The following is a 23888-nucleotide window of genomic DNA, read 5'->3' on the forward strand; positions in this document are numbered from 1 at the left end:
CCGCGCGTCCGCACGCCCGGGACCGGGTCCCGGGCGCCACCACGCGGCCGCACACCCGGACCTGCGTGGCCGTACGGCCGCGGCCGCGCGGCGGCGCGGCGCGGCCCGCTGCGGGCGCCGGCCGGGTCACCCGTTCACCCGCGCGCCTTCCGCTCTTCGGGTGCTCTTCCGTGTCACGCCCGCACGGCACGCGTGACCTGCTGAAACAGCGCGAGGCGGGCACGACGGGCCACCCGTTCACGCCATTTCTGACGCCCCCTCAGGAAGCGGTCGGGCTCCGGTGCCACTTACCTCGGTAGGGACACGGGCCAACGAAACGCTCCAGGGAGCACCATGCGACCCACCGTCCGCCTGCTGACCGGTACCGCGCTCGCCGTAGCCGTCGCGGGCCAGATCGCGGCGCCCGCGTACGGCGCGGACCCCGGGGGGCTGGAGCTGCGCCCCTCCACCGTGGTACCGGGCGGCGAGGTCGCGGCCGGCACGGCGGCGTGCGGCGACGGCGGCTCCGCGGCGGGTGACGCCGGCGCGGTCGGCGCGGGCCGGTTCACGCTGGCGCCGGGTGGCCCTCGGGGCGGCGCGGCCGGGCGGTTCCGGGTACCGCCGAGCGCACAGCCGGGGACGTACGAGATCGTCGCGCGGTGCGCCGCCGACGGGCGTGAGGTGCGCGGCGACCTGGTGGTGGCGCTGGGTACGGGCGTCCGCGGCCAGGTCCAGCCGCACGGAAGTGTGAAGACGGGGGTCGGCGGCGCCCTGGGCCCCGACCCCGTGCAGACCGCGGCCGGCGTGGCGGCGCTCGCCGTCGCCGCCGCGGGCGGTACCTGGCTCCTGCATCGCCGGGCGAGAGGCGACGGGATCTGACGGGCACCCTCCGCTGTCCGTCCGCCGGTACCGCATGTCCCCTCCCCCTTCCGGGTCCGACGCCCCTCGCGGCCCGGGAGGGGGGCACGGGGGCCACCTGCCGAAAGGGGAAGGCATGCGCAGGGTCGGCAACACCGCGATAGCCGCCGTCACCGTCACGGCCCTGTGCACCGGCGCCTGGCTGCTGCACGGCGGCGCCGGGAGTCACGCCCCGCCGCAGCCGTCGCCCGCCGAGAGCCGCATGCACGGCACCGACGGCGCACAGGGCACGGGCGGCACCGGCCGCCGAGCGGCCCGCGCGCTGCCGCACTCACCGCCCGACCGCATCCGCATTCCGGCGATCCACGTGAACGCCCCCCTGACGGGCCTCGGGCTCACCCCCTCCGGCAGCCTCGACGTACCGCCCGCCCGGAAGAAGAACCTCGCCGGCTGGTACGAGGCCGGCACCGCCCCCGGCGAGACGGGCACCGCGATCGTCGCCGGCCACGTCGACAACGCCGACGGCCCGGCCGTCTTCTACGACCTCGGCGCACTGAGGAAGGGCGCCGCCATCGAGGTCGACCGCCACGACGGCGGCACGGCCGTCTTCACCGTCGACGCGGTCGAGGCGTACCCGGCGAAGAGCTTCCCCGACGAGAAGGTCTACGGTGCGGCGGACCGCCCCGAACTGCGGGTCATCACCTGCGGTGGAGGCTACGCGCGGTCGACGGGCTACCAGGGGAACGTGGTCGTCTTCGCCCACCTCACCGGCAGCACCCGCTGAGCCGGCGTCGGCGCCCAACCGGGGCGGGCTGGTACGGGGCCGCCGGCCGGACGACGAGTGCGCGGCGTCCCACCGCTGATCCGGTCCCCGGGACGGGCACCGGCCCGCCCGGACCCCCGGCCGGGCCGTTGTAGACGATGGTGCCGCCACGGATCCCGCGGGTTCGGCCGGTCCTGCTCCCGACCGGTACGCAGCCGCCCCGCCCCACCTCACAGACAGCCCGACCGGCCCGCTCCGAAGCCTCACACCCGTCCGCCGGCCCTGCTGAGGGCAGCGTTCCGCACGGGAAACAGCTGCGAACCCATCGGGAAACACCGGCATCGCACGCTCCTGGGCATGACCTCGAATACGCGTGTGGTGGTGATCGGCGCCGGCCTCGCGGGCGCCCGGCTCGCCCGGCGGCTCGATGAGCTCGGCGTGCCCGCGCTGCTCGTCGGCGAGGAGGAGCACCACCCGTACAACCGGGTCCTGCTCGCCGAGGTGCTGGCCGGCCGTTACAGCCCGGAGGTGATCGCCCTGCCCGCACCGGCCGGGCGGACCGGGCCGGTCCGGGCCCGGGTGACCCGCATCGACCGCGTGGCACGGACCGTGCACTGCGCCGACGGTTCACGGATCGGCTACGGCACGCTGGTCCTGGCCACCGGCTCCAACCCGGTGCTGCCGCCGCTGCGCGGCCTGTTCACACCGGACCACGTGCTGCCGGAGGGCGTGCACGCGTTCCGCACGATGGACGACTGCCTGGGCCTGTCCAAGGCCGTACGGCCGGGCCTGCGGGCCGTCGTCATCGGCGGCGGCCTGCTCGGCGTGTCCGCCGCCCGCGCGCTCGCCCGGCGAGGGACGCAGGTCGTGCTCGCGCAGCAGTCGGAGCGGCTCATGGAGCGCCAGCTCGACCCGAGCGCCTCCCGGCTCGTCGAGCGGCACCTGACCGCCCTGGGCGTGGAGGTCCACACCGAGTGCCGGGTGCGCGACGTGCGCTGCGTGGGCGGGTCCGTCCGCTCGGTGGAGATGGCCGACGGGTACGCCCTCGACGCCGACCTGGTCGTCCTGGCCTGCGGGGTGCACCCGAGGACGGGCCTCGCCGGGGACGCCGGTCTCGCCGTGCACAAGGGCATCCTCGTCGACGACGAACTGCGCACCTCCGACCCGCACATCCGGGCGATCGGCGACTGCGCCCAGCACGACGGCACGGTGTACGGCCTGGCGGCGCCCGCGCTGGAGCAGGCCGACGCCCTCGCCGAACTGCTGAGCGGGAACACCGCCGCCCGCTACACCGGCACCCGGTCCCTGACCCGGCTCACCCTGACCGGTCAGGACTCTCTCGACCTCGCCGCGTTCGGCGACACGGTCCCGCAGCCGGGTGACGACGTCGTGCAGCTCACCGACGCCACCCGCGGCACCTACCGCAAGGTCGTCGTCCGCGACGACCGCCTGGTCGGCGGGGTCCTCGTCGGCGAACTCGGCACCGTCGGCGCACTCGCCCGCGCCTGGGAGGGGGCGGAGCCGCTCCCCGCCGACGGCGGCCCCCTGCTCCACCTGCTCACCAACGATGGAGGCTCCTGATGTCGACCGATTCCGTGGGCACCGGCCCCCGGCCCACGATCGTGCTCGTCGGCCACGGCATGGTCGGTCAGCGCTTCCTCGAGGCGCTCGCCGAGCGCGGCCTGACCGCCACGCACCGCGTGGTCGTACTGTGCGAGGAGCCACGCCCCGCCTACGACCGCGTCCAGCTCACCTCGTACTTCTCGGGCCGGACGCCCGAGGACCTGTCCGTGACGGACCCGCGGTTCATCGCGGACCACGGCATCGAGCTGCACATCGGCGACCCCGCGGAGGCCGTCGACCGTGACGCGCGCACGGTCACCGCCCGCTCCGGGCGGACCTTCGCCTACGACACCCTCGTCCTGGCCACCGGCTCCTACCCGTTCGTCCCGCCGGTGCCCGGCAAGGACGCCGACGGCTGTTTCGTCTACCGCACGATCGAGGACCTGCTCGCGATCGAGGAGTACGCGAAGAACGCCCGGGTGGGAGCCGTGGTCGGCGGCGGACTGCTCGGCCTGGAGGCCGCGGGCGCGCTGCAGGGCCTCGGCGTCGAGACGCACATCGTGGAGTTCGCGCCGCGGCTGATGCCCGTGCAGGTCGACGACGGCGGCGGCGCCGCGCTGCTGCGCACCATCGAGGACATGGGCCTGACCGTGCACACCGGCACCGGGACCCAGGAGATCGTCACCGGCGACGACGGCCGGGTGACCGGCATGAAACTGTCCGACGGCTCCACCGTCACCACCGACCTGGTGGTGTTCTCCGCGGGCGTCCGCCCCCGCGACCAGCTGGCCCGCGACTGCGGCCTCCAGGTGGGCGAACGCGGCGGCGTCGCCGTCGACGCGCAGTGCCGCACGGTCACCGACCCGCAGGTGTTCGCGATCGGTGAGTGCGCACTGGCCACCGACGGCCGGGTCTACGGCCTGGTCGCGCCGGGCTACGAGCAGGCCCAGACGGCCGCCGCGACCATCGCCGCCGGCGAGGCGTCCTTCACGGGTGCCGACCTGTCGACGAAGCTGAAGCTGCTCGGCGTGGACGTGGCGTCCTTCGGCGACGCGCACGGCACCGCGGAGGACTGCCTGGACGTCGTCTACGCCGACTCCCGCGCGGGCCTGTACAAGAAGCTGGTCATCGGCCGCGACGGCACCCTGCTGGGCGGCATCCTGGTCGGCGACGCGGAGGCGTACGGCACCCTCCGGGCGCTGACCGGCTCGGTCCCGCCCGTCTCCCCCGAGTCGCTGGTCCTGCCCGCGGGCGCCGGTGCGCCGGCCCAGCTCGGCCCGTCCGCCCTGCCCGACGAGGCGATCATCTGCTCCTGCCACAACGTCAGCAAGGGCACGATCCGCGGCGCGGTCACCGACCACAGGTGCACCACCGTGCCCGAGGTGAAGAAGTGCACCAAGGCCGGTACCGGGTGCGGGAGTTGCGTCAAGGTGCTGGGCCAGCTGGTCACCGCCGAGCTGGAGGCGAGCGGCGTCGAGGTCGACAAGGGGCTGTGCGGCTGCTTCGCGCAGACCCGCGAGGAGCTCTACGAGATCGTCCTGGCGCTGCGCATCAACACCTACCAGGAGCTGCTGGACCGGTACGGCCGCGAGGGCGCCCGCGGCGGTGACGGCTGCGAGGTCTGCAAGCCGACGGTGGCGTCCGTCATCGCCTCCCTCGCCCCGGCGATCGGTGCGAGCGGCTACGTCCTGGAGGGCGAGCAGGCGGCCCTCCAGGACAGCAACGACCACTTCCTCGCCAACCTGCAACGGAACGGCTCGTACTCCGTCGTACCACGCATCCCCGGCGGTGAGATCACCCCCGGGAAGCTGATCGCCATCGGGGAGATCGCCCGTGACTTCGGGCTCTACACGAAGATCACCGGCGGTCAGCGCATCGACATGTTCGGTGCGCGGGTCGAACAGCTCCCCCTGATCTGGGCCCGTCTGGTGGATGCGGGCTTCGAGTCGGGCCACGCCTACGGCAAGGCGCTGCGCACGGTGAAGTCCTGCGTGGGACAGACCTGGTGCCGCTACGGCGTCCAGGACTCGGTCCGCATGGCGATCGACCTGGAGCTGCGCTACCGCGGCCTGCGCTCGCCCCACAAGCTGAAGTCGGCGGTCTCCGGCTGCCAGCGCGAATGCGCCGAGGCCCGGTCGAAGGACTTCGGCGTGATCGCCACCGCCAACGGCTGGAACCTGTACGTCGGCGGCAACGGCGGCGCCACCCCGCGCCACGCCGACCTGCTCGCCCAGGACCTGTCGGACGCCGAACTGATCCGCCTGATCGACCGGTTCCTCATGTTCTACATCCGCACCGCCGATCGCCTGGAGCGCACCTCGACATGGCTGGAGCGGATCCCCGGCGGCCTGGACCACGTGCGCGAGGTGGTCGTCGAGGACTCCCTCGGCATCTGCGGGGAACTGGAGCAGCTGATGGCCGCGCACGTCGCCCACTACCGCGACGAATGGGCGGAGACCGTCAACGACCCCGAGAAGCTGGCCCGCTTCGTCTCCTTCGTCAACGCGCCCGACATCCCCGACCCGGTCGTCGGATTCGTCCCCGAGCGCGACCAGATCAAGCCCGACCTGCCGCTGCTGGCGATCGGCCTGCGGCCTGCCGAAGAAGTCCTGGAAGGGAGCGCCCAGCGATGACCCTGGCACCCGAGACGACCGACCTGAAGGTCCAACTGCGCCTGGAACCAGGGGCAGACGACTGGTTCACGGTCTGTGACCTGCTCCGGCTGCTGCCGGGCCGGGGCGTGGCCGCCCTCCTGCCGGACGGCCGCCAGGTCGCCCTGTTCCGCGACCGCGGGGGCCGGCTGTACGCCATCGACAACCGTGACCCGTTCAGCGGCGCGGCGGTCCTGTCCCGGGGCCTGACGGGCGCCCACGAGGGCAACCCGTTCGTCGCCAGCCCGCTGCTCAAGCAGCGCTTCGACCTGGCCTCCGGCCGGTGCCTGGACGACGAGGACGTGCAGGTGGCGACGTACGAGGTGCGGACCGCCTGACAGGGTACGCGTGCGGACCGCCTGACAAGGGCGGCAGCGCACCGGACGCGGACCGTACGCCCGGGGGGGGTCCGCCCGGGGCGGACGCTCCGCAGCACGACGGGCGGTGGGCCCGGCCGAACGGGACGACGGCCGGGCCCGCCGCCGTACGCCTGCCCGCGGGCCCGCCGCCGGGCCGCCAACCCCACCGGAGTCGTGCGGCGCTCCGGCCCGTCCGCGTCCTCGACCACGGGCCGCCCCCTTCTCCCGCATCGCCGAGCAGCGTTCCGCCTCGGTGCCGGCACACTGACGACGACCGCCGGCGGCGTGGGAGGGCTGAGGGAGCGGTGCCGATTACGGCTTGCAGGACTGCGAGCAGGGCGAAGCTGGTCGCAGCGCGACGGTTCACAACCGCCCATGGGGAGATGCGACTCGATCACTGTGTACGGCAACGTCGGCGAGGTCGTCTGCTGGGCTGTGACAACGCGACGAGCTGGCGGAGGTGACCGTGCCCCGGATCTGGGCCGGAGTGGACATCGGCAAGGAACATCACCACTGCGTGGTGATCGACGCGGACGGCGGACGTCTGCTCTCCCGCCGGGTCCTGAACGACGAGACGGCCCTGCTGGAACTGATCGGGGACGTTCTGGCCCTCGACACCGACGTTCTGTGGGCCGTCGACCCCAACCACGGCGGTGCCGCGCTGCTGATCGGCCTGCTCCTCGGCCATGACCAGCCGATGGTCTACATCACCGGACTGACCGTGCACCGCGCCTCGGCCACCTACCGGGGCGAGGGCAAGACCCAATGCCAGGAAGTTTGTGGTGCGGGGCTGCTGTCAAGCGGTTCGGCGAAGTTGATGTAGAGGGACAGGGCTCCGCGTAGGACGGAAGTCGACCAAGACGCCGTTACTACGAAGAGCCCCGTTGGTTCAGTCTGGCATGCCCGCAGACGCCGATGCTGGTGGAACAGCTTTCGCGGCTGGGCATTTGGGAGAGCTGACCCAGGTCATCACACCATCGCTGGTGGACGAGGTACTGGCCAGGACCGAGCGTGTGCAGGTGCGGGTGCGGAAGCTGCCCGCGCGGGTGATGGTGTACTTCGTGCTGGCCATGGCGCTGTTCGGGGAGTGCGGGTATCGGGGTGTGTGGGCCGCGCTGGTCGCTGCGCCGGGCATGCCGGACGTCGACCCCTCCGCGGCGGCCCTGCGCCAGGCACGGCGCCGGCTCGGCTCAGCGCCGTTGTCCGCACTGTTCGACCAGGTGAAGGGGACATTAGCGGCTGAGGACACGGCTGGATCATGGTGGCGTGGACTTCGCACGGTGGCCTGGGACAGCACGGGCATCCTGGTCGCGGACAGTGAGGCCAACCGGTCGTACTGCGGTCGCCCCTCGGGAAGGAACGGGGTCTGCGGCTTCCCCATGATCCGGCTGTCCGCGTTGGTCGAGTGCGGCACCAGGGCACTGATCGACGCTGTACTCGGGCCGTGGACCCAGTCCGAGGAGTTTCAGTGCACGACGCTGTGCCGGGCTCTGAGGCCAGGAATGCTGGTGCTGGCCGACCGGGGCAGCAAGGGCTTCGCGCTCGCCCGGTCCGCCGCAGCCACCGGAGCGCAACTGTTGTGGCGGATGAGCGCCGACCTGCAGCCTCCAGTGCTCCACGCTCTCCCCGACGGCACCTACCTGTCGATGTCCACCGGGACCAACGAACGCGACCGGCTACGCCGGTGGAGCCGCCACAAGCGCACGCCACCACCACAGATCGCCGGCGTCGCCATCCGCGTAATCGAGGCCACGGTGGCGGTCCGCGCGGCCGACGGCACAACAACGACCACGCTCCTTCGGCTGTTCACCACCCTGCTGGACCATCGGCGCTACCCCGCTGCCGAACTCGCCGAGCTCTACCACCGAAGGTGGCAGGCCGAGACCGCGTACTCCGGGCTGAAGGTCACGCTGCGCGGGCCGGACCGCGTACTACGCTCGCACCACACCGACGACGCCCGCCAAGAACTACTTGGCCTGCTCGTCGTCTACCAGGTCGCACGCCAGATTGCCGTCGGCGCCGCCATTCACGCAGGGGTCAATCCGTCCCGAATCTCACTGACCGTCACTATCCGGACCGCCCGCCACACCGTGATCACCGCGACCGGTACCACCACACATCACGGGTGCCAGCCCACCCCTGCCATCCGCCGTGCGATTCTGCACCCACGCGAGTTGGCGCCACCGCACCGCCCGACCAGGATCCTGCCCCGACGCGTCAAACGCCCGATCTCGACCTTCGCCTACAACATGACCAGGAAGAACACCCCGATCACAAACGCGCAGATCGCCATCACCATCACTACAGCCACTGACCGGACACGGAGATGGAGGACCTAAAGTTCCCGGCATTGGGGCAAGACCGACGCCAAGGACGCCTTCGTCATCGCCGACCAGGCCCGTATGCGCCGGGACCTGGGCCTGCCGCGGCCGGGTGACGAGGTCGCCGTGGACCTGCGCACGCTGACCACTGACCGCACCGACCTGGTCTGCGACCGCACCCGCCAGATCAACCGGCTCCGGGCTCAACTGCTGGAGACCTTCCCGGCGCTGGAGCGTGCGCTGGAGCCGACCAGCAAGGGTCCTGTGGTGCTGCTGACGGGCTACCAGACCCCGGCGGCGATCCGCCGCAGCGGCGCCAGACGGATCGAGACGTGGCTGCGCAACCGCAAGGTTCGCGGCGCCGCCGCACTCGCCAGGACCGCGGCCGAGGCGGCCGAAGCCCAGCACCGGCACCAGCAGTGCCCTCATGGCTCTGCGAGGGCACAACGGCTTCACACTCGTTCAGGGGCAACCATCGTGGGCAAAACGCCGTTTGGCCTGGTCAACGTCGCGTCTTGACACTCTCCGTAGATCACGCGCAAGAGGGCGGCACCCCCGCACAGGGTGCCGCCCTCTCTTGATGTACCGGAGCCGCTGCCGATCGGTTGAGGGTCGGGTGACAGACAGCGGCTCCGGGGTTCGGGTGGCCGGGAAGGCCGGGTGCGCAGGGCCCGTCCTCCGCGGGCCAGGCCGAGGTGGGGTGATGGCCGCCCCGGACCGGCCATGCCCCGAAGGGCGCCGGGACCTGCGCGGCCGGCCGCGACGGCGCCGCGGATGCCCACGGCGCAGCACGGCCCCTTCCCGCGGACCGCCTAGCGGTGGTCGCTGCCCTGCGACCGGGTCGCCGCGCGGCCCGCCTCCAGGCGGGCGACGGGGATGCGGAACGGGGAGCAGGAGACGTAGTCGAGGCCGACCTCGTGGAAGAAGTGGACCGACTCCGGGTCGCCGCCGTGCTCACCGCAGACGCCGAGCTTCAGGTCGGGGCGGGTGCGCCGGCCGGCCTCCGCCGCGGACCTCACCAGCGAGCCGACGCCGTCCCTGTCGATCGTCTCGAAGGGGGAGACGCCGAAGATGCCCTTTTCCAGGTAGGCGGTGAAGAAGGACGCCTCGACGTCATCGCGGCTGAAGCCCCACACCGTCTGGGTCAGGTCGTTGGTGCCGAAGGAGAAGAACTCGGCGGCCTCCGCGATCTGACCGGCCGTCAGGGCGGCGCGCGGCAGCTCGATCATCGTGCCGATCGCCAGCTTCAGCCGTGTGCCGGTCGCCGCCTCGACCTCCGCGACGACCTTGTCGGCCTCCTCGCGGACGATCTCCAGCTCCTGCACGGTACCGACGAGCGGGATCATGATCTCGGCGCGCGGGTCGCCCTTCGCCGTCTTGCGCTCGGCGGCGGCCTCCGCGATCGCGCGGACCTGCATGGTGAACAGGCCCGGGATGACCAGGCCGAGCCGGACGCCCCGCAGGCCGAGCATCGGGTTCTGCTCGTGCAGGCGGTGCACGGCCTGGAGCAGGCGGAGTTCGTTCTCGTGCGGCTCCTGGCGGGACTCCGCCAGGGCGACGCGGACCGACAGCTCCGTGATGTCGGGGAGGAACTCGTGCAGCGGGGGGTCGAGGAGGCGGATGGTGACCGGGAGGCCGTCCATCGCCTCGAACAGCTCGACGAAGTCCTTCTTCTGGAGCGGGAGGAGTTCCTTCAGGCTCTCCTCCCGCTCGGCCTGGGTGTCCGCCAGGATCAGGCGCTCCACGAGTTCGCGCCGGTCGCCGAGGAACATGTGCTCGGTGCGGCACAGGCCGATGCCCTGGGCGCCGAACCGGCGGGCCCGCAGCGCGTCCTCGGCGTTGTCCGCGTTCGCCCGGACGCGGAGCCGGCGCTTGCGGTCGGCGAAGGCCATCATCCGGTGGACCGCCTCGACGAGTTCGTCGGCGTCGTCGGCACCCGGGTGCATGCGGCCCTCGAAGTACTCCACCACCGGGGAGGGGACCACCGGGACCTCGCCGAGGTAGACCTTGCCCGACGAGCCGTCGATGGAGACGACGTCGCCCTCTTCGACGACGTGGCCGCCCGGGACCGTCATCCGGCGGCGCTTGGTGTCGACCTCCAGCTCCTCCGCGCCGCAGACGCAGGTCTTGCCCATGCCGCGGGCCACCACGGCCGCGTGCGAGGTCTTGCCGCCGCGGCTGGTGAGGATGCCCTCCGCCGCGATCATGCCGTCGAGGTCGTCGGGGTTGGTCTCGCGGCGGACCAGGATGACCTTCTCGCCCGAGCGGGACCACTTGACGGCGGTGTACGAGTCGAAGACGGCCTTGCCGACCGCCGCACCGGGCGATGCGGCGATGCCGCGCGCGACCTGGCCGGCCTTCGCCTCCTCGTCGAAGCGGGGGAACATCAGCTGGGCGAGCTGGGCGCCCGTCACCCGCTTGAGGGCCTCGGTCTCGTCGATGAGGCCCTGGTCGACCAGCTGCGTGGCGATGCGGAAGGCGGCACCGGCGGTGCGCTTGCCGACCCGCGTCTGGAGCATCCACAGCTGACCGCGCTCGATCGTGAACTCGATGTCGCAGAGGTCCTTGTAGTGGTTCTCCAGCGTCTCCATGATCTGCATCAGCTGGTCGTACGACTTCTTGTCGATCGTCTCCAGCTCCGCCAGCGGGACGGTGTTGCGGATGCCCGCGACGACGTCCTCGCCCTGGGCGTTCTGCAGGTAGTCGCCGTAGACGCCCTGGTGTCCGGAGGCGGGGTCGCGGGTGAAGGCGACACCGGTGCCGGAGTCCGGGCCCAGGTTGCCGAAGACCATCGAGCAGACGTTGACGGCCGTGCCGAGGTCGTGCGGGATGCGCTCCTGGCGGCGGTAGAGCTTGGCGCGGTCGCCGTTCCAGGAGTCGAAGACGGCGCGGATGGCGAGGTCCATCTGCTCGCGCGGGTCCTGGGGGAAGTCCCGGCCGGTCTCCTTCTTGACGATCTTCTTGAAGGTGGTGACCAGCTTCTTCAGGTCGGCCGCCGCCAGGTCGGTGTCGACCGTGACCTTCTTGGCCTCCTTGGCGCGGTCGAGGGCCTCCTCGAAGAGGTCGCCGTCGACCCCGAGGACGGTCTTGCCGAACATCTGGATGAGGCGGCGGTAGGAGTCCCAGGCGAAGCGCTCGTCGCCGGCCTGGTCGGCGAGGCCCTTCACCGACTTGTCGGAGAGGCCGATGTTCAGGACGGTGTCCATCATGCCGGGCATGGAGAACTTGGCGCCGGAGCGGACCGAGACCAGGAGGGGGTTGTCGGGCTGGCCCAGCTTCTTGGCCATGCGGGTCTCCAGCGCGTCGAGGTGCGCACTCACCTCGTCACGCAGTGCCGCGGGCTCGGCGCCGCTCTCCAGGTAGACCTTGCACGCCTCCGTGGTGATCGTGAAGCCGGGCGGGACCGGAAGGCCCAGGTTGGTCATCTCGGCGAGGTTCGCGCCCTTGCCACCGAGGAGGTCCTTGAGGTCCTTGTTGCCCTCGGTGAAGTCGTAGACGGACTTCACGCCCTCAACGCTCTCGCCCTGCTCGGCTACCTGGGGATCTTTGTTTTCCGACACGGGTCTCGACTCCTCGAGGACGCGGTGGCTGCCCTGACGGCGAGGAACATACCCAGATCGAAGGCGCCTGGGTACGTCCACTTGTGCGTCATGTGCCTGTAACCAGGCGTCGGCCGGTAGATCGAAAGTCAAGGCGGAGCACGTCACCTGCCGATCTTGTGTTCACTTCTTGAAGACATCAACCCCCGTAGACCTTCCAGCGTGCTCATTTGAGCGGCATTCGGCACGTCTGTTTTTGCTCGATGAACGATCAAAGGATGGCACTCAGTGCCACCCCTTTCAGAAGTGCAGCCGCCCGCAAATCGCTCATCTGAGCGCTACCCCTATCAAGGGTGGCGAGAATCACGCTGCCACACCGGCCGGGGTTTCACCATGCGGACGAGTACCCGGACCGAAACATCCCCTTCACGAAACCCGCGGTCGGGCGCCCGCCGGCCGCCCGGCACACGGCCCCCCAGCCGACCCGGCGCAGCCGCCCCTCCCCCGCTTCCACCCCTGCCTCAACCCCGAAGGCGCCGGTCAGACGCCCAGCGCCCGCAGCCGCTCCTCGACCCGCTCCGGCGCGTACAGGTACTCCACCACCAGCGCCCCGGCCCCCACCAGGGCGGCCCGCTCCCCCAGCCGCGAGGTCACCACGTCCAGGTGGGCGGTCGAACGCGGCAGCGCCCGCTGGTACAGCAGCTCCCGCACCCCTGTCAGGAAGGGCGTTCCGGCCAGATCCCCGGCGATCATGAGGACGCCCGGATTGAGCAGGGTCACCACCGTCGCCAGCACGTCCCCGACCCGGCGCCCGGCCTCCCGTGCCAGCCCGGTCGCCTCCGGGTGCCCGGACGCGAGCAGCTGCCGCACGTCGGAGCCGGACGCCGCCGGGACGCCCGCTTCCACCAGCCGCCGGGCCACGGCGCCTCCGCTGGCGATCGCGGCCAGGCAGCCGTAGGAGCCGCACCGGCACAGCGTCTCCGCACCCTCCGGGACGCGGATGTGGCCGATGTCGCCGGCGCCGCCGTCGATGCCGCGGTAGATGGAGCCGTCGACCACGACGCCCGCGCCTATGCCGGTGGACACCTTCACCAGCACGAACGCCGAGCAGCCCGGGTAGGAGGAGCGCTGCTCGCCGTACGCCATGAGGTTGGCGTCGTTGTCCACCAGGACCGGGACCGGGCCGGCGCCCGTGTGCTCGCCGAAGGCCCTGGCCAGCCTGCCCCGTATGTCGTAGCCGTCCCAGCCGGGCATGATCGGCGGCTGGACGACCCGGCCGGTCTCGCTGTCGACGGGCCCGGGGACGGCCAGGCCGATGCCGCACACCTCGCCCGGGTGGTGCCCGGCTTCGTGCAGCAGGTCGGCGAACCAGCGGCCCAGCTCGCCGAGGACGACGTCCGGACCCTGCTCGACGACCAGGGTGCCGGAGCGCTCGCCGAGGATCTCGCCGGTGAGGGTGAGGACAGCCGCGCGGGCGTGCCGGGTGTCCAGGTCGGCGGCGAGGAGGACCGCGTGCGCGTCGTCGAACTCCAGGGTGATCGAGGGGCGTCCGCCCAGTGGCGAGCCGACCGGGCCGCCGGCTCCCTCACGCAGCCAGCCCGCACGGAAGAGCCGCTCCAGGCGCTGGCCGACCGTGGCCCGGGACAGTCCCGTCACCTGCTGGAGCGCGCCACGGGTCGTCGCGCGTCCACTGCGGACGAGTTCGAGCAGATCGCCGGCGCTCGCCTGGCTTCCGCCTCGTCCGGTCCTGCCCGGCCGTCCGGTCATGCGCACCCCCTTGTGTTTCTCAAGCTTGCATTACATATTGGGTTTTGCGTGTTAAATAGACGTAACCCTACGGTGGCCACGGCCGAACCCGTCGGCCGGACGTCTTTCGGGGAGTCCCGAGTGGATCGCACTGCCCAGCTCACCACCCGCCGCGCCGAGCGCGACATTGCATACGATCCGCCACCCACGGCGGATTCGCTGCACGTCAGGGCCGCACGGGTGCTCGAGGGCAACTGGACGGGCGCCTCCACGGTCCCCTCCCGCGAGCTGTACCCGCACCAGTGGTCGTGGGACTCGGCGTTCATCGCCGTCGGTCTGCGGCATCTGTCGCCGTTACGGGCCCAGACGGAGCTGGAGACGCTGCTGGCCGCACAGTGGGGCGACGGGCGCATCCCGCACATCGTCTTCAACCCCTCCGTCCCACTGGACGCGTACTTCCCCAGCCCCGACTTCTGGCGCTCCTCCACCACCGGGCACACCGCGGGCGCCCCGCGCACCGTACAGACGTCGGGCATCGTGCAGCCACCGGTGCACGCGCTGGCCGCCTGGCTGGTGCACTGCGCCGACCCCGGACTGTCCCGGGCGCGCGGCTTCCTCGCCCGGGTCCACCCCCGGCTGGCCGCCTGGCACCGGTACCTGCTGCACCGCCGCGACCTCGGCGGCACCGGCCTGGCCTCCGTGGTGCACCCGTGGGAACAGGGCATGGACAACAGCCCCTGCTGGGACCTGCCGCTCGCTCGTGTCGACCCGGCCCCCGCCCGCTCCTTCCGGCGCGCCGACCTCGACCACGGGGCCGCGCAGGACCGGCCGACCGATCTGGACTACGGGCGCTACGTGCGGCTGGCCGCCGACTACCGGGACGGCCACTACGCCGACGGGGCGGGCGACTTCGCCGTCGAGGACCCCGCCTTCAACGCCCTGCTCATCGCCTCCGAACACGCGCTCGCCCGGATCGCGCACGAGCTGGGAGCGACGGGGACGGCGCGCCACGCGCGGGCGGAGCGGCTGACCGGCGTGCTCGTCGACCGGCTGTGGGATCCGTCGGCGGGCATGTTCCTGTGCCGGGACGTGTGCGACGGGCGGCTGATCGGCGAGCGCAGCGTGTCCGGGCTGATCCCGCTGCTGCTGCCGGGTCTGCCCCGCGGCATCACGACCGCGATGGTCGGCACGCTCACCGGCCCGCACTTCGGGCTGGGCGGCTCCACCCGGCTGGTGCCCAGCTACGACCTGCTCGGCGAGGCCTTCGACCCGCACCGCTACTGGCGGGGACCGGCCTGGTTCAACACCGCGTGGCTGGTGGAGCGGGGACTGCGGCTGCACGGCGAGCGCGACCGGGCCGACGCCCTCGCCGAGGCGGTCCTCACCACAGCCGCCGGCTCCGGGTTCGCCGAGTACGTCGACCCGTACACCGGCACCGCCTGCGGGGCCACCGGCTTCAGCTGGACCGCGGCCCTCGCACTCGACCTTCTGCACGCCACGCACCACGACACAACAGTCGACGACGACCGGACAGTCAGGGGAGGGGACCGGGGATGACGGAACGGCATCATCTGCTCGTGTACGGGGGGACGTTCGCCGCCGTGGGCGACGGCGGCGACATCAGCGGGGTACGGGGCGGCGGCCAGGCCCCGGACGGGCTGTTCGTGCGGGACGCCCGGCATCTGAGCCGCTGGCAGCTGACCGTCGACGGAGCGGTGCCCGAGACGCTCGCGCCCGTCTCCGACGGCGACACCGCGCGCTGCGTGCTCGTCCCGCGCGGCGGTCGCAACGAACCGCCCGCCTGCACCCTCTTCCGTGAACAGGCCGTCGGTGACGCCTCGTTCGTGGAGTCGCTGCGGATCACCAGCAACCGTCCGGTTGCCACCCGGGTCCGGCTCGCCATCACCGCGGACGCCGACTTCGCCGACCAGTTCGAGTTGCGCTCCGACCACCGTACCTACGTCAAGACCGGCGCCCTGCGCTCCCGTCAGGTCCTCGACCACGGGTTGGAGTTCGCCTACCGCCGCGGCGAGTGGCGGTCGTGCACGACGGTGACGGCCGAGCCCGCCCCGGACGCCGTCGAGGAGACCGGCGCCGGCGCCCGCCGCCTGGTGTGGTCCCTGGACCTTCAGCCGCACGGCACAGCGGAGCTGGTCCTGCGGGTGATGGCGCGCCCGCACGGGGAGAAGCGGGCACTGCGGGTGCCCCGCTCCCCGGCTGCGATGGCCGAGCAACTGCTGGCGGCGGAGGGCGCGTTCGTGGAGGGCGTGGCCTTCCCGACGGGCTGGCCGGAGCTGGCCGCCGCCTGTGCGCGGGGCCTGGCCGACCTCGCCGCGCTGCAGATCCCGGCGACCGGACCGGACGGGGAGGAGCTGCGGGTCCCGGCGGCCGGCGCTCCCTGGTTCCTCACGCTGCTGGGCCGCGACGCCCTGCTCACCTCCCTGTTCGCGCTCCCCTACCGGCCCCAGCTGGCCGCGGCGACGCTGCCCGCGCTCGCCGCGACCCAGGCGACCGAGGCGGGCTCGGCGTCGGTGGCACAACCCGGCAAGATCGTGCACGAGGTGCGGCACGGCGAACTGGCGCACTTCGGGCAGGTGCCGTTCGGCCGCTACTACGGCTCCGTCGACGCCACGCCGCTCTTCCTCGTCCTGCTCGGCGCGTATGTCGAGCGGACCGGCGACGCGGCGACGGCCCGCCGGCTGGAACGGCACGCCCGGGCCGCGATCGGCTGGATGCTCGACCACGGCGGTCTCACCTCCCGCGGCTACCTGGTGTACCGGGCGGACCGCGGCGGTCTCGCCAACCAGAACTGGAAGGACTCCCCGGGCGCCATCTGCTCGGCCGACGGCACCCGGCCCACGGGGCCGGTGATGGCCGCGGGCGCCCAGGGCTACGCCTACGACGCGCTGCGCCGCACGGCGTGGCTCGCGCGCACGGTGTGGGAGGACGAGGTGTACGCCGCCCTGCTCGAACAGGCGGCCGGTGATCTGCGGGACCGCTTCCAGCGGGACTTCTGGATGCCGGAACGCTCCTTCCCGGCGCTGGCGCTGGACGGCGACGGCCGCCCGGTCGACGCGCTGGCCTCGGACGCCGGGCATCTGCTCTGGTCGGGGCTGCTGGACAAGGAGTACGGCGAGCTGGTGGGCCGGCGGCTGCTGGAGCCGGACTTCTTCTCCGGCTGGGGCGTGCGCACGCTGGCCGCGGGGCAGGAGGCGTACCACCCGCTGTCGTACCACCGGGGTTCGGTGTGGCCGCACGACAACGCGCTGATCACGCTGGGCCTGGCCCGCTACGGCCTGCACGACGAGGCCCGCACGGTGGCCCACGCCCTGGTCGACGCGGCCACCGCGACCGGTCACCGGCTGCCGGAGGTGCTCGCCGGGTACGGGCGGGACACGCACGCGGAGCCGGTGCCGTACCCCCACGCGTGCGTGCGCGAGTCGAGGTCGGCGGCGGCGCCGCTGGCCCTGCTCGCCGCGGTGGGCGGGGCGTAGGCCGGCGGCAGCCCGGGCCGGCAACCACCGGGCACCCGGACGGCGCGGCAGGGGGGATGCGCCGATCCGGGCGCCCGGTCCTCCTTCCGGGTGCGGTGACGGGCGCGGGCCGGACGGGGTGACGGGCCCGGGCGGGCCCGGTGACGAGTGCCGGCCGGCGTGACGGGGCGCCAAACGGGCGTGGTGCGATGGCCACCGGACGGGCGGGGCGGGCAGGGGGCGGGCGTGGGTGCCGCGGTGGTCCGCCCGGCAGGTTGGCGAGGCGTTTGCCCGGTGTTTGCCGGACTCTGAGTGAAGCGGCTGAACACGGACTCCGGCCACCCCGTACGGGAGGGCGGTGGGCACCGCCTCCCCCCAGCGTGGGCCCGCCACTTCGTCACGTCGCGCACGGAAGGACCCCGGGGTGCCCCAGGACACGAGCACACGCCAGGCAACGGAACCGGCCGAGACAGTCCACACCGACGCGGAGGCACCGGCCGCGGCGCGCGAGGACACCTCCGAGGCACCCGGTACCCCAACCCTCCCCTCCCCCAGGGGCGAAGCCGAGCCGCCCGGGACCCGGACCGGAGCCGCCCCGCCCCCGGACGACGCCGTCCCGGCGCCCGGGGCCACCGCGTCCCCCGGCACAGAGGGCCCGGCACCCGACGCCGAACCCGCCGCGCCCGCGGCGGAGGCCGACCCGCCGCCCTCCGCCGAAACCGCCCCGTCGCCCGAGGACGACCGGGCGGCTCCCTCGCGTCCCGCGCTGGCCGTGGCCGCCTTCCGTGCCGTCACCCGGCCCGTCCGCCGCCTGCGCCGGGCCGTGCGGCGCTGGAAGTCCGGGCATCCCGTCCCCGCGCGGGCCCTGTCGCTGACGGTCACCGTGCTGGCGCTCGCGCTCGTCCTCGCCGGGCTGCTGATGCCGAACCGGAGCGAGCAGTTCGAGCCGGCGGCGTTCGCCCGGATCCCGGTGGAAGGGCTGCTCGCGGCGGCCGTGCTGCTCGCGCTGCCGCGCAGGCCGCGGGCGGTGGTGGCGGCGCTGGCGGGGCTGGTACTGGGCCTGGTGACGGTGCTGGACCTGCTGGACATGGGCTTCAACTCGTACCTGGGCCGCGGCTTCAACGTGGTCCTGGACTGGCCGCTGCTGGGCGACGCCGAGTCCTACGTCGCCGACACGATCGGGGGCACGCCGGCCCGGCTCGCCACCGTCGCGGTGGTCGTGCTCGTCGGCGTGCTGCTCGTGCTGATGGCACTGGCGGTCGTCCGCATCGGCGGCCTGATCGGCCGTCACCCGTCACGCTCGACGCGCTTGCTGCTGCTGTGCAGCACGGTGTGGATGACCTGCTCGGCGCTGGACGTGCAGCTCTCCGGGGTCCCGGTGGCCTCCGATCACACCGTGGAGATGGTCCGCTCCCGCGAGCAGGCGGTGCGCGCGACGATCCGCGACGAGCGGGCGTTCGCGAGGGAGGCCAAGGCCGACGTCTTCGGCGCCACCCCTCCCGACCAGCTCGTGCCGGACCTGCGCGGCAAGGACATGATCTTCACGTTCATCGAGAGCTACGGCCGCAGCGCCATCGAGGACCCGGTGACGGCCCCGGGCGTCGACCGCACCCTCGACGCACAGACGCAGGCCCTGGCGGAGGCGGGCTTCCACGCCAAGAGCGGCTGGCTGACGTCGGCGACATACGGCGGCAGCAGCTGGCTGGGGCACTCGACGTTCCTGTCGGGTCTGTGGATCGACAACCAGAGCCGCTACCGCACCGTCACCGCGGGCGACCATCTGACCCTGACGAAGGCCTTCCAGAAGACCGGTGCGTGGGACACCGTCGGCGTGATGCCGGGCGTGCAGAAGGGGTGGCCGGAGCAGAAGTTCTACGGCCTGCAGAAGGTCTACGACGCCTTCCACCTGGGCTACCACGGCCCGAAGTTCAGCTGGTCGACGATGCCGGACCAGTACGCGCTGGAACGGTTCCAGCAGCTGGAGCACGGCCGCAAGCGCGACAAGCCGCTGATGTCGGAACTCATCCTGACCTCCAGCCACCAGCCGTGGGCGCCGATCCCGAAGCTGGTCGGCTGGGACGAACTCGGTGACGGCCGGATCTTCGGCCCCATGGCGAAGGCGGGCAACGACCCGAAGGACATCATCACCGACTCGCAGCGCTCCAAGGAGGAGTACGGCAAGTCGATCGAGTACTCGGTGACCAGCCTGGTGCAGTGGATCCAGCGCTACGGCACCGACGACACCGTCCTGGTCTTCCTGGGCGACCACCAGCCGATCGCGCGGGTCAGCGGCAACCACGCCAGCCGGGACGTGCCGGTGTCGATCGTCGCCAAGGATCCGAAGGTGCTGGAGAAGATCGCCGGGTGGAACTGGACGGACGGCCTGCGTCCGGCCCATGACGCCCCGGTGTGGAAGATGAACGCCTTCCGCGACCGCTTCCTGACGGCGTACGGCTCCGTGCCGCATCCGTCCGGGGGCTGATCAGCCCCCGGAGGTGTCCAGCTCCGCGTCCTCCGCGACGCCGGCGCAGTCGTAGGGGTCCTTCAGCCAGCCGTCCGGCAGCACCACCCGGTTGTTGCCGGACGTACGGCCGCGGGGCCCGTCGGCGCCGGTCGGCCAGGGCTGGTCGAGGTCGAGTGCGTCCAGGCCGGCCCGCAGCTCCTCCAGGCCGGAGGTGACCGCGAGCCGCTTGCGCATCTCGGAGCCGACGGCGAAGCCCTTGAGGTACCAGGCGACGTGCTTGCGGAAGTCGATGACACCGCGGGACTCGTCGCCGATCCACTCGCCGAGCAGCGTGGCGTGCCGGACCATGACGTCGGCGACCTCGCGCAGGGTGGGCCGCGCGTACTCCCCGGTGCGGCCCTCGAAGGCGGCGACCAGGTCGGCGAACAGCCACGGCCGGCCCAGGCAGCCGCGGCCGACGACGACGCCGTCGCAACCGGTCTCGCGGACCATCCTGAGCGCGTCGTCGGCCGACCAGATGTCGCCGTTGCCGAGCACCGGGATCTCCGGCACGTGCTCCTTCAGCCGCGCGATGGCGTCCCAGTCGGCGGTGCCGCCGTAGTGCTGGGCGGTGGTGCGGCCGTGCAGGGCGACGGCGGTGACGCCCTCCTCGACGGCGATGCGGCCGGCGTCGAGGTAGGTGAGGTGGTCGTCGTCGATGCCCTTGCGCATCTTCATCGTCACCGGCAGGTCGCCGGCCCCGCCCACGGCCTCGCGCAGGATGGCCCGCAGCAGGTTGCGCTTGTACGGCAGGGCCGAGCCGCCGCCCTTGCGGGTCACCTTCGGTACCGGGCAGCCGAAGTTCAGGTCGATGTGGTCGGCGAGGTCCTCCTCGACGATCATGCGGACGGCCTTGCCGACCGTGGCCGGGTCGACGCCGTAGAGCTGGATCGAGCGCGGCTGCTCGGCGGCGTCGAACCTGATCAGCTGCATGGTCTTGTCGTTGCGCTCGACCAGCGCCCGGGTGGTGATCATCTCGCTGACGAAGAGGCCCTTGCCGCCGCCGGCGCCGTGCTGCGCTGCGCGTCCGCCGAACGATCCGCCTTCGGCGAACGACCGGCACAGGGTGCGGAAGGGCGCGTTGGTGATCCCCGCCATCGGCGCGAGCACGACGGGGGGCCGGACGGAGTGGGGGCCGATCTTCAGGGGCGAGGCGGTCGCGGGCATCCCCCCATTCTGACCCATCGGTCCCACGCCCCACGACCACGACCCTGGACGAGCCATTAGTTAGTCGCACTGTGGAGAGTAGTGCGTGGGCCCGTGCCCGTGCCGGGGCGTCGACCACCGGACTCCTCCCTCTCCAGGGCGATCGCGTGCAGCCTCTCCAGCCTGCGTCGCGACTCCTCGTCCGCGGGGACGTAGGTCACCATCCGCGCGCCCAGCTCGGGGTTGAGCCACAGGTCGGTGTGGTCGACGGTGACGCGCCCGACGTAGCGGTTGCGGAACTCCTTCAGCCGGGAGCGGTGGACGGCTATCTCGTGGCGGTCCCAGTACTCGCGGAAGTCGGCGGACTGCTCGCGCAGCCGCTTCAGCAGCATCTTCCAGCCCGGTTCGCCGAGATGGCCCGCCATCGCGGCGCGGAAGCGGGCGGCCATCAGCCGCTGGGTCTCCTCCAGGTGCACGAGCGAGGAGCGCCAGTCGTCGTCGGTGTAGGACAGGATCAGGCAGTTCCGGTCCTCCGGCGGCACCGCGTCCAGGTCGCACAGCAGCAGGCTGAACGTGCGGTTGTAGGCGACGATGTCGTACCGGCTGTTCTGGACCAGGGCCGGCAACGGCTCCAGCTGCTCCAGCACCGCCCGCACCGCCGGCGTCACCGACGGGCAGCTGCGCGCCGGAGTGGGGTCCACCGCCCCCGCCAGCTGGAACAGGTGGGCGCGTTCGCCGCCGTCCAGCATCAGCGCGCGGGCCAGGGCGTCCAGGACCTGGACGGAGACCTGGATGTCCCGGGCCTGTTCGAGCCAGGTGTACCAGGTGACGCCGACCGCGGAGAGCTGGGCGACCTCCTCGCGCCGCAGCCCGGGCGTGCGGCGCCGGCGCCCGCGAGGCAGGCCGACCTGCTCGGGGGCGATCCGTTCACGGCGGCTGCGCAGGAAGGCGGCCAGCTCGTGGCGGCGGATCTCGGTGCTGTGGGACGCCGCGCCGTCGGGCTGCGTCTCCTGGGCCAGGATCGTCATGTCTCCAGGGTGCCGCCGCCCGCATCCTGTTGCCAGGTACTTCTTGTACCAGGACAACGGCACTCTGGTACCCCCTTCGGCGGCGGAGCAGGCTCGAAGCCGTGACCGAAACTGCCACCTCACGTCCCGTCCGCCCGCACCCGTCGCCACCGGAACTGGGCGGCCCCGGGCTGTTCACCGTGCTGCTCGGCGCAGCACTCCCCCTCGTCGACTTCTTCATCGTCAACGTCGCCCTGCCCACCATCGGCCGGGACCTGGGGACCGGCGAGAGCGTCCTGGAACTCGTCGTCGCCGGGTACGGCGTCGCCTACGCCGTCCTGCTCGTCCTCGGCGGGCGCCTCGGCGACCTGTTCGGGCGGCGCCGGCTCTTCCTGGGCGGCATGGCCGCCTTCGGCCTGGCCTCGCTGGCCTGCGGGCTCGCCCCGAACGCCTGGAGCCTGGTCGCGGCCCGCGTCGCGCAGGGCGCCACGGCCGCCGCGATGCTGCCGCAGGTCCTCGCCACCATCCAGGCGGCGACGTCAGGGCAGCGCCGCGCCAAGGCCATGGGCCTCTACGGAGCGACGGCCGGCCTGTCCATGGTGGCGGGCCAGATCCTGGGCGGGCTGCTGGTCGCCGCCGACCTGTGGGGCAACGGCTGGCGGCTGGTGTTCCTGGTCAACGTGCCGGTCGTGCTGCTCGGGCTGGTGCTCGCCGCCCGGACCGTTCCGGAGACCCGCTCGCAGGCGCCGGAGCCGGTCGACGGTCCCGGCACCGTGCTGCTGGCCGTGGCCCTGCTGGTCCTGCTGGCCCCGCTCACCGAGGGGCGGGCCGCGGGCTGGCCGCTGTGGACGTGGCTGTCGCTGGCCGCGTTCCCCCTGGCGACGGGCGCGTTCTTCGCGGTGGAGCGCCGGGCCGACCGCGCCGGACGGACTCCGCTGGTGCCGCCGAGGCTGCTGGCACTGCTGACGCTGCGCCGCGGGCTGGTGATGATCCTGCCGTTCTCGATCGGCTTCAGCGGCTTCATGTTCGTGATGGCCGTCGCCCTCCAGCAGGGCGCGGGCCTCGGCCCGGTCCGGGCCGGTCTCGCCCTGGCACCGCTCGCCGTCGCCTTCTTCCTCGTCTCGCTGGCCGGGCCCCGTCTGGTCGCCCGCCACGGGACCCGGGTGATCACCGCGGGTGCGGTGCTCCACGGCGCCGGCCTGGCGCTGATCGCGCTGGCCGCCCGGTGGTCCTGGCCGGACCTGGGGGTCGTCGCGCTGCTGCCCGGCGGAGCCGTGGCGGGCGCCGGGCAGGCGCTGCAACTGCCCGTCCTCTACCGGGTCGTCCTGTCCGAGGTGCCGCCCGCCCGGGCAGGCGTCGGCAGCGGCGTGATGAGCACCACGCAGCAGGCCGCACTCGCCCTGGGCGTGGCGACCGTCGGCACCCTCTTCCTCTCCCTGACCCCGCACATCGGGATGCGGGACGCCCTGCTGACGGCCCTGTGCGTGCAGCTGGCCGGGGTGGTCCTGACGGGGTTGCTCAGTCTGCGGCTGCCGCGCGCCATCGGCTGACACGGGGCGCGGCCCGGACACCGCCCGGCCGAACCGGGCCCGCCGGCGGCGGGCTTGCTGCACACTCCTTGCTGCGCACATCGGCAGTCGCACGACGGCCGCGGGAGGCGTCATGCCGCAGATCGACACGTCCGGCCTCTCCCCCACACGCGCACGGCAGGGGTCGTGGAAACGTCCGGCGGCGCGGAAGACGGCCCGGGTCGTCCGGTCGGGGTCGGCGGTGGCAAAGGCACCGGCGTCGACGCCCGCGCGGACGACCCGGGTCAGCTGGGCGATCAGGCCGGCGATCTGTTGGCGACGGCCGTGCCGTTCTCCCCGACCGGGACCATGTACGTGGCGAACAGCTCCGGACCCTCGCCGGCCTCGCTCCGCTCGGCCCGGAACAGGGCCTCCAGCCGGGGTGACAGATTTCCATAGCTGTCAGCCGTCC

At 72.8% G+C, this 23888-nt stretch carries 14 protein-coding genes and 3 pseudogenes; 12 read left to right on the forward strand and 5 right to left on the reverse strand.

Going from position 1 to position 23888, the window contains the following annotated elements:
• Positions 1-333 precede the first annotated feature (333 nt).
• From I3F54_RS19705 to I3F54_RS19740, 8 genes and pseudogenes are all read left to right on the forward strand, one after another.
• A complete protein-coding gene (locus tag I3F54_RS19705) occupies positions 334-858 on the forward strand; it encodes a hypothetical protein (protein ID WP_240120144.1) in 525 nt (174 codons plus the stop codon).
• Positions 859-973: 115 nt separating this feature from the next.
• Positions 974-1621 (forward strand): class F sortase, encoded by a 648-nt coding sequence (locus I3F54_RS19710; protein ID WP_240120145.1) that lies wholly within the window; start codon positions 974-976, stop codon positions 1619-1621.
• Between the two features lie 336 nt (positions 1622-1957).
• The gene (locus tag I3F54_RS19715) at positions 1958-3181 is read left to right on the forward strand and encodes an NAD(P)/FAD-dependent oxidoreductase (RefSeq protein ID WP_240120146.1); all 1224 of its coding nucleotides are present in this window, start codon (positions 1958-1960) and stop codon (positions 3179-3181) included.
• Positions 3181-5796, forward strand: coding sequence for a nitrite reductase large subunit NirB (nirB, locus tag I3F54_RS19720; RefSeq protein ID WP_240120147.1), 2616 nt, complete (start codon positions 3181-3183; stop codon positions 5794-5796). Before I3F54_RS19715 ends, nirB begins: the two co-directional genes overlap by 1 nt.
• The gene (gene nirD, locus I3F54_RS19725; protein ID WP_240120148.1) at positions 5793-6152 is read left to right on the forward strand and encodes a nitrite reductase small subunit NirD; all 360 of its coding nucleotides are present in this window, start codon (positions 5793-5795) and stop codon (positions 6150-6152) included. Before nirB ends, nirD begins: the two co-directional genes overlap by 4 nt.
• A gap of 487 nt (positions 6153-6639) precedes the next feature.
• Positions 6640-6948, forward strand: a pseudogene (locus I3F54_RS19730) (transposase); the annotation flags it as partial.
• 172 nt (positions 6949-7120) lie between these two features.
• On the forward strand, positions 7121-8512 hold the full coding sequence (locus I3F54_RS19735; protein ID WP_240120149.1) for an IS4 family transposase: 1392 nt from the start codon (positions 7121-7123) through the stop codon (positions 8510-8512).
• 15 nt (positions 8513-8527) lie between these two features.
• Positions 8528-8902 (forward strand): annotated as a pseudogene (locus I3F54_RS19740) (transposase); the annotation flags it as partial.
• 404 nt (positions 8903-9306) lie between these two features.
• Here I3F54_RS19740 and ppdK read toward each other — a convergent pair.
• Both ppdK and I3F54_RS19750 read right to left on the reverse strand, forming a co-directional pair.
• On the reverse strand, positions 9307-12054 hold the full coding sequence (gene ppdK, locus I3F54_RS19745) for a pyruvate, phosphate dikinase (RefSeq protein ID WP_374205941.1): 2748 nt from the start codon (positions 12052-12054) through the stop codon (positions 9307-9309).
• 519 nt (positions 12055-12573) lie between these two features.
• Positions 12574-13800, reverse strand: a complete 1227-nt coding sequence (locus I3F54_RS19750; RefSeq protein WP_240120150.1) for an ROK family protein — start codon at positions 13798-13800, stop codon at positions 12574-12576.
• 120 nt (positions 13801-13920) lie between these two features.
• Here I3F54_RS19750 and I3F54_RS19755 point away from each other — a divergent pair, with 120 nt between their 5' ends.
• From I3F54_RS19755 to I3F54_RS19765, 3 genes are all read left to right on the forward strand, one after another.
• Positions 13921-15336: a hypothetical protein gene (locus I3F54_RS19755; protein WP_240120151.1), complete on the forward strand. Its 1416-nt coding sequence runs from the start codon at positions 13921-13923 to the stop codon at positions 15334-15336.
• The gene (locus tag I3F54_RS19760) at positions 15333-17273 is read left to right on the forward strand and encodes a glycogen debranching N-terminal domain-containing protein (protein WP_240120152.1); all 1941 of its coding nucleotides are present in this window, start codon (positions 15333-15335) and stop codon (positions 17271-17273) included. Before I3F54_RS19755 ends, I3F54_RS19760 begins: the two co-directional genes overlap by 4 nt.
• A gap of 403 nt (positions 17274-17676) precedes the next feature.
• Positions 17677-19734 (forward strand): CDP-alcohol phosphatidyltransferase, encoded by a 2058-nt coding sequence (locus I3F54_RS19765; RefSeq protein WP_374205942.1) that lies wholly within the window; start codon positions 17677-17679, stop codon positions 19732-19734.
• Here I3F54_RS19765 and dusB read toward each other — a convergent pair whose 3' ends face one another.
• On the reverse strand, positions 19735-20922 hold the full coding sequence (gene dusB, locus I3F54_RS19770; protein ID WP_240120153.1) for a tRNA dihydrouridine synthase DusB: 1188 nt from the start codon (positions 20920-20922) through the stop codon (positions 19735-19737).
• A 56-nt stretch (positions 20923-20978) separates the two neighbouring features.
• Positions 20979-21929: a helix-turn-helix transcriptional regulator gene (locus I3F54_RS19775; protein ID WP_240120154.1), complete on the reverse strand. Its 951-nt coding sequence runs from the start codon at positions 21927-21929 to the stop codon at positions 20979-20981.
• Positions 21930-22030: 101 nt separating this feature from the next.
• On the opposite strand from I3F54_RS19775, the gene I3F54_RS19780 reads away from it, so the two are divergent.
• Positions 22031-23458 (forward strand): MFS transporter, encoded by a 1428-nt coding sequence (locus tag I3F54_RS19780; RefSeq protein WP_240120155.1) that lies wholly within the window; start codon positions 22031-22033, stop codon positions 23456-23458.
• A 192-nt stretch (positions 23459-23650) separates the two neighbouring features.
• Here I3F54_RS19780 and I3F54_RS19785 read toward each other — a convergent pair.
• Positions 23651-23746 (reverse strand): annotated as a pseudogene (locus I3F54_RS19785) (TetR/AcrR family transcriptional regulator); the annotation flags it as partial.
• Positions 23747-23888 lie beyond the last annotated feature (142 nt).

Source organism: Streptomyces sp. MUM 2J, assembly GCF_022414535.1.
Lineage (GTDB): Bacteria > Actinomycetota > Actinomycetes > Streptomycetales > Streptomycetaceae > Streptomyces.

What these genes read in the sequence shown, in the direction of transcription:
- I3F54_RS19705 (WP_240120144.1), top strand. Translation starts at nt 334, where the DNA reads ATGCGACCCACCGTCCGCCTGCTGACCGGTACCGCGCTCGCCGTAGCC.
- I3F54_RS19710 (WP_240120145.1), top strand. Translation starts at nt 974, where the DNA reads ATGCGCAGGGTCGGCAACACCGCGATAGCCGCCGTCACCGTCACGGCC.
- nirD (WP_240120148.1), top strand. Translation starts at nt 5,793, where the DNA reads ATGACCCTGGCACCCGAGACGACCGACCTGAAGGTCCAACTGCGCCTG.
- I3F54_RS19760 (WP_240120152.1), top strand. Translation starts at nt 15,333, where the DNA reads ATGACGGAACGGCATCATCTGCTCGTGTACGGGGGGACGTTCGCCGCC.
- I3F54_RS19715 (WP_240120146.1), top strand. Translation starts at nt 1,958, where the DNA reads ATGACCTCGAATACGCGTGTGGTGGTGATCGGCGCCGGCCTCGCGGGC.
- I3F54_RS19775 (WP_240120154.1), bottom strand. Translation starts at nt 21,929, where the DNA reads ATGACGATCCTGGCCCAGGAGACGCAGCCCGACGGCGCGGCGTCCCAC.
- I3F54_RS19750 (WP_240120150.1), bottom strand. Translation starts at nt 13,800, where the DNA reads ATGACCGGACGGCCGGGCAGGACCGGACGAGGCGGAAGCCAGGCGAGC.
- dusB (WP_240120153.1), bottom strand. Translation starts at nt 20,922, where the DNA reads ATGCCCGCGACCGCCTCGCCCCTGAAGATCGGCCCCCACTCCGTCCGG.
- nirB (WP_240120147.1), top strand. Translation starts at nt 3,181, where the DNA reads ATGTCGACCGATTCCGTGGGCACCGGCCCCCGGCCCACGATCGTGCTC.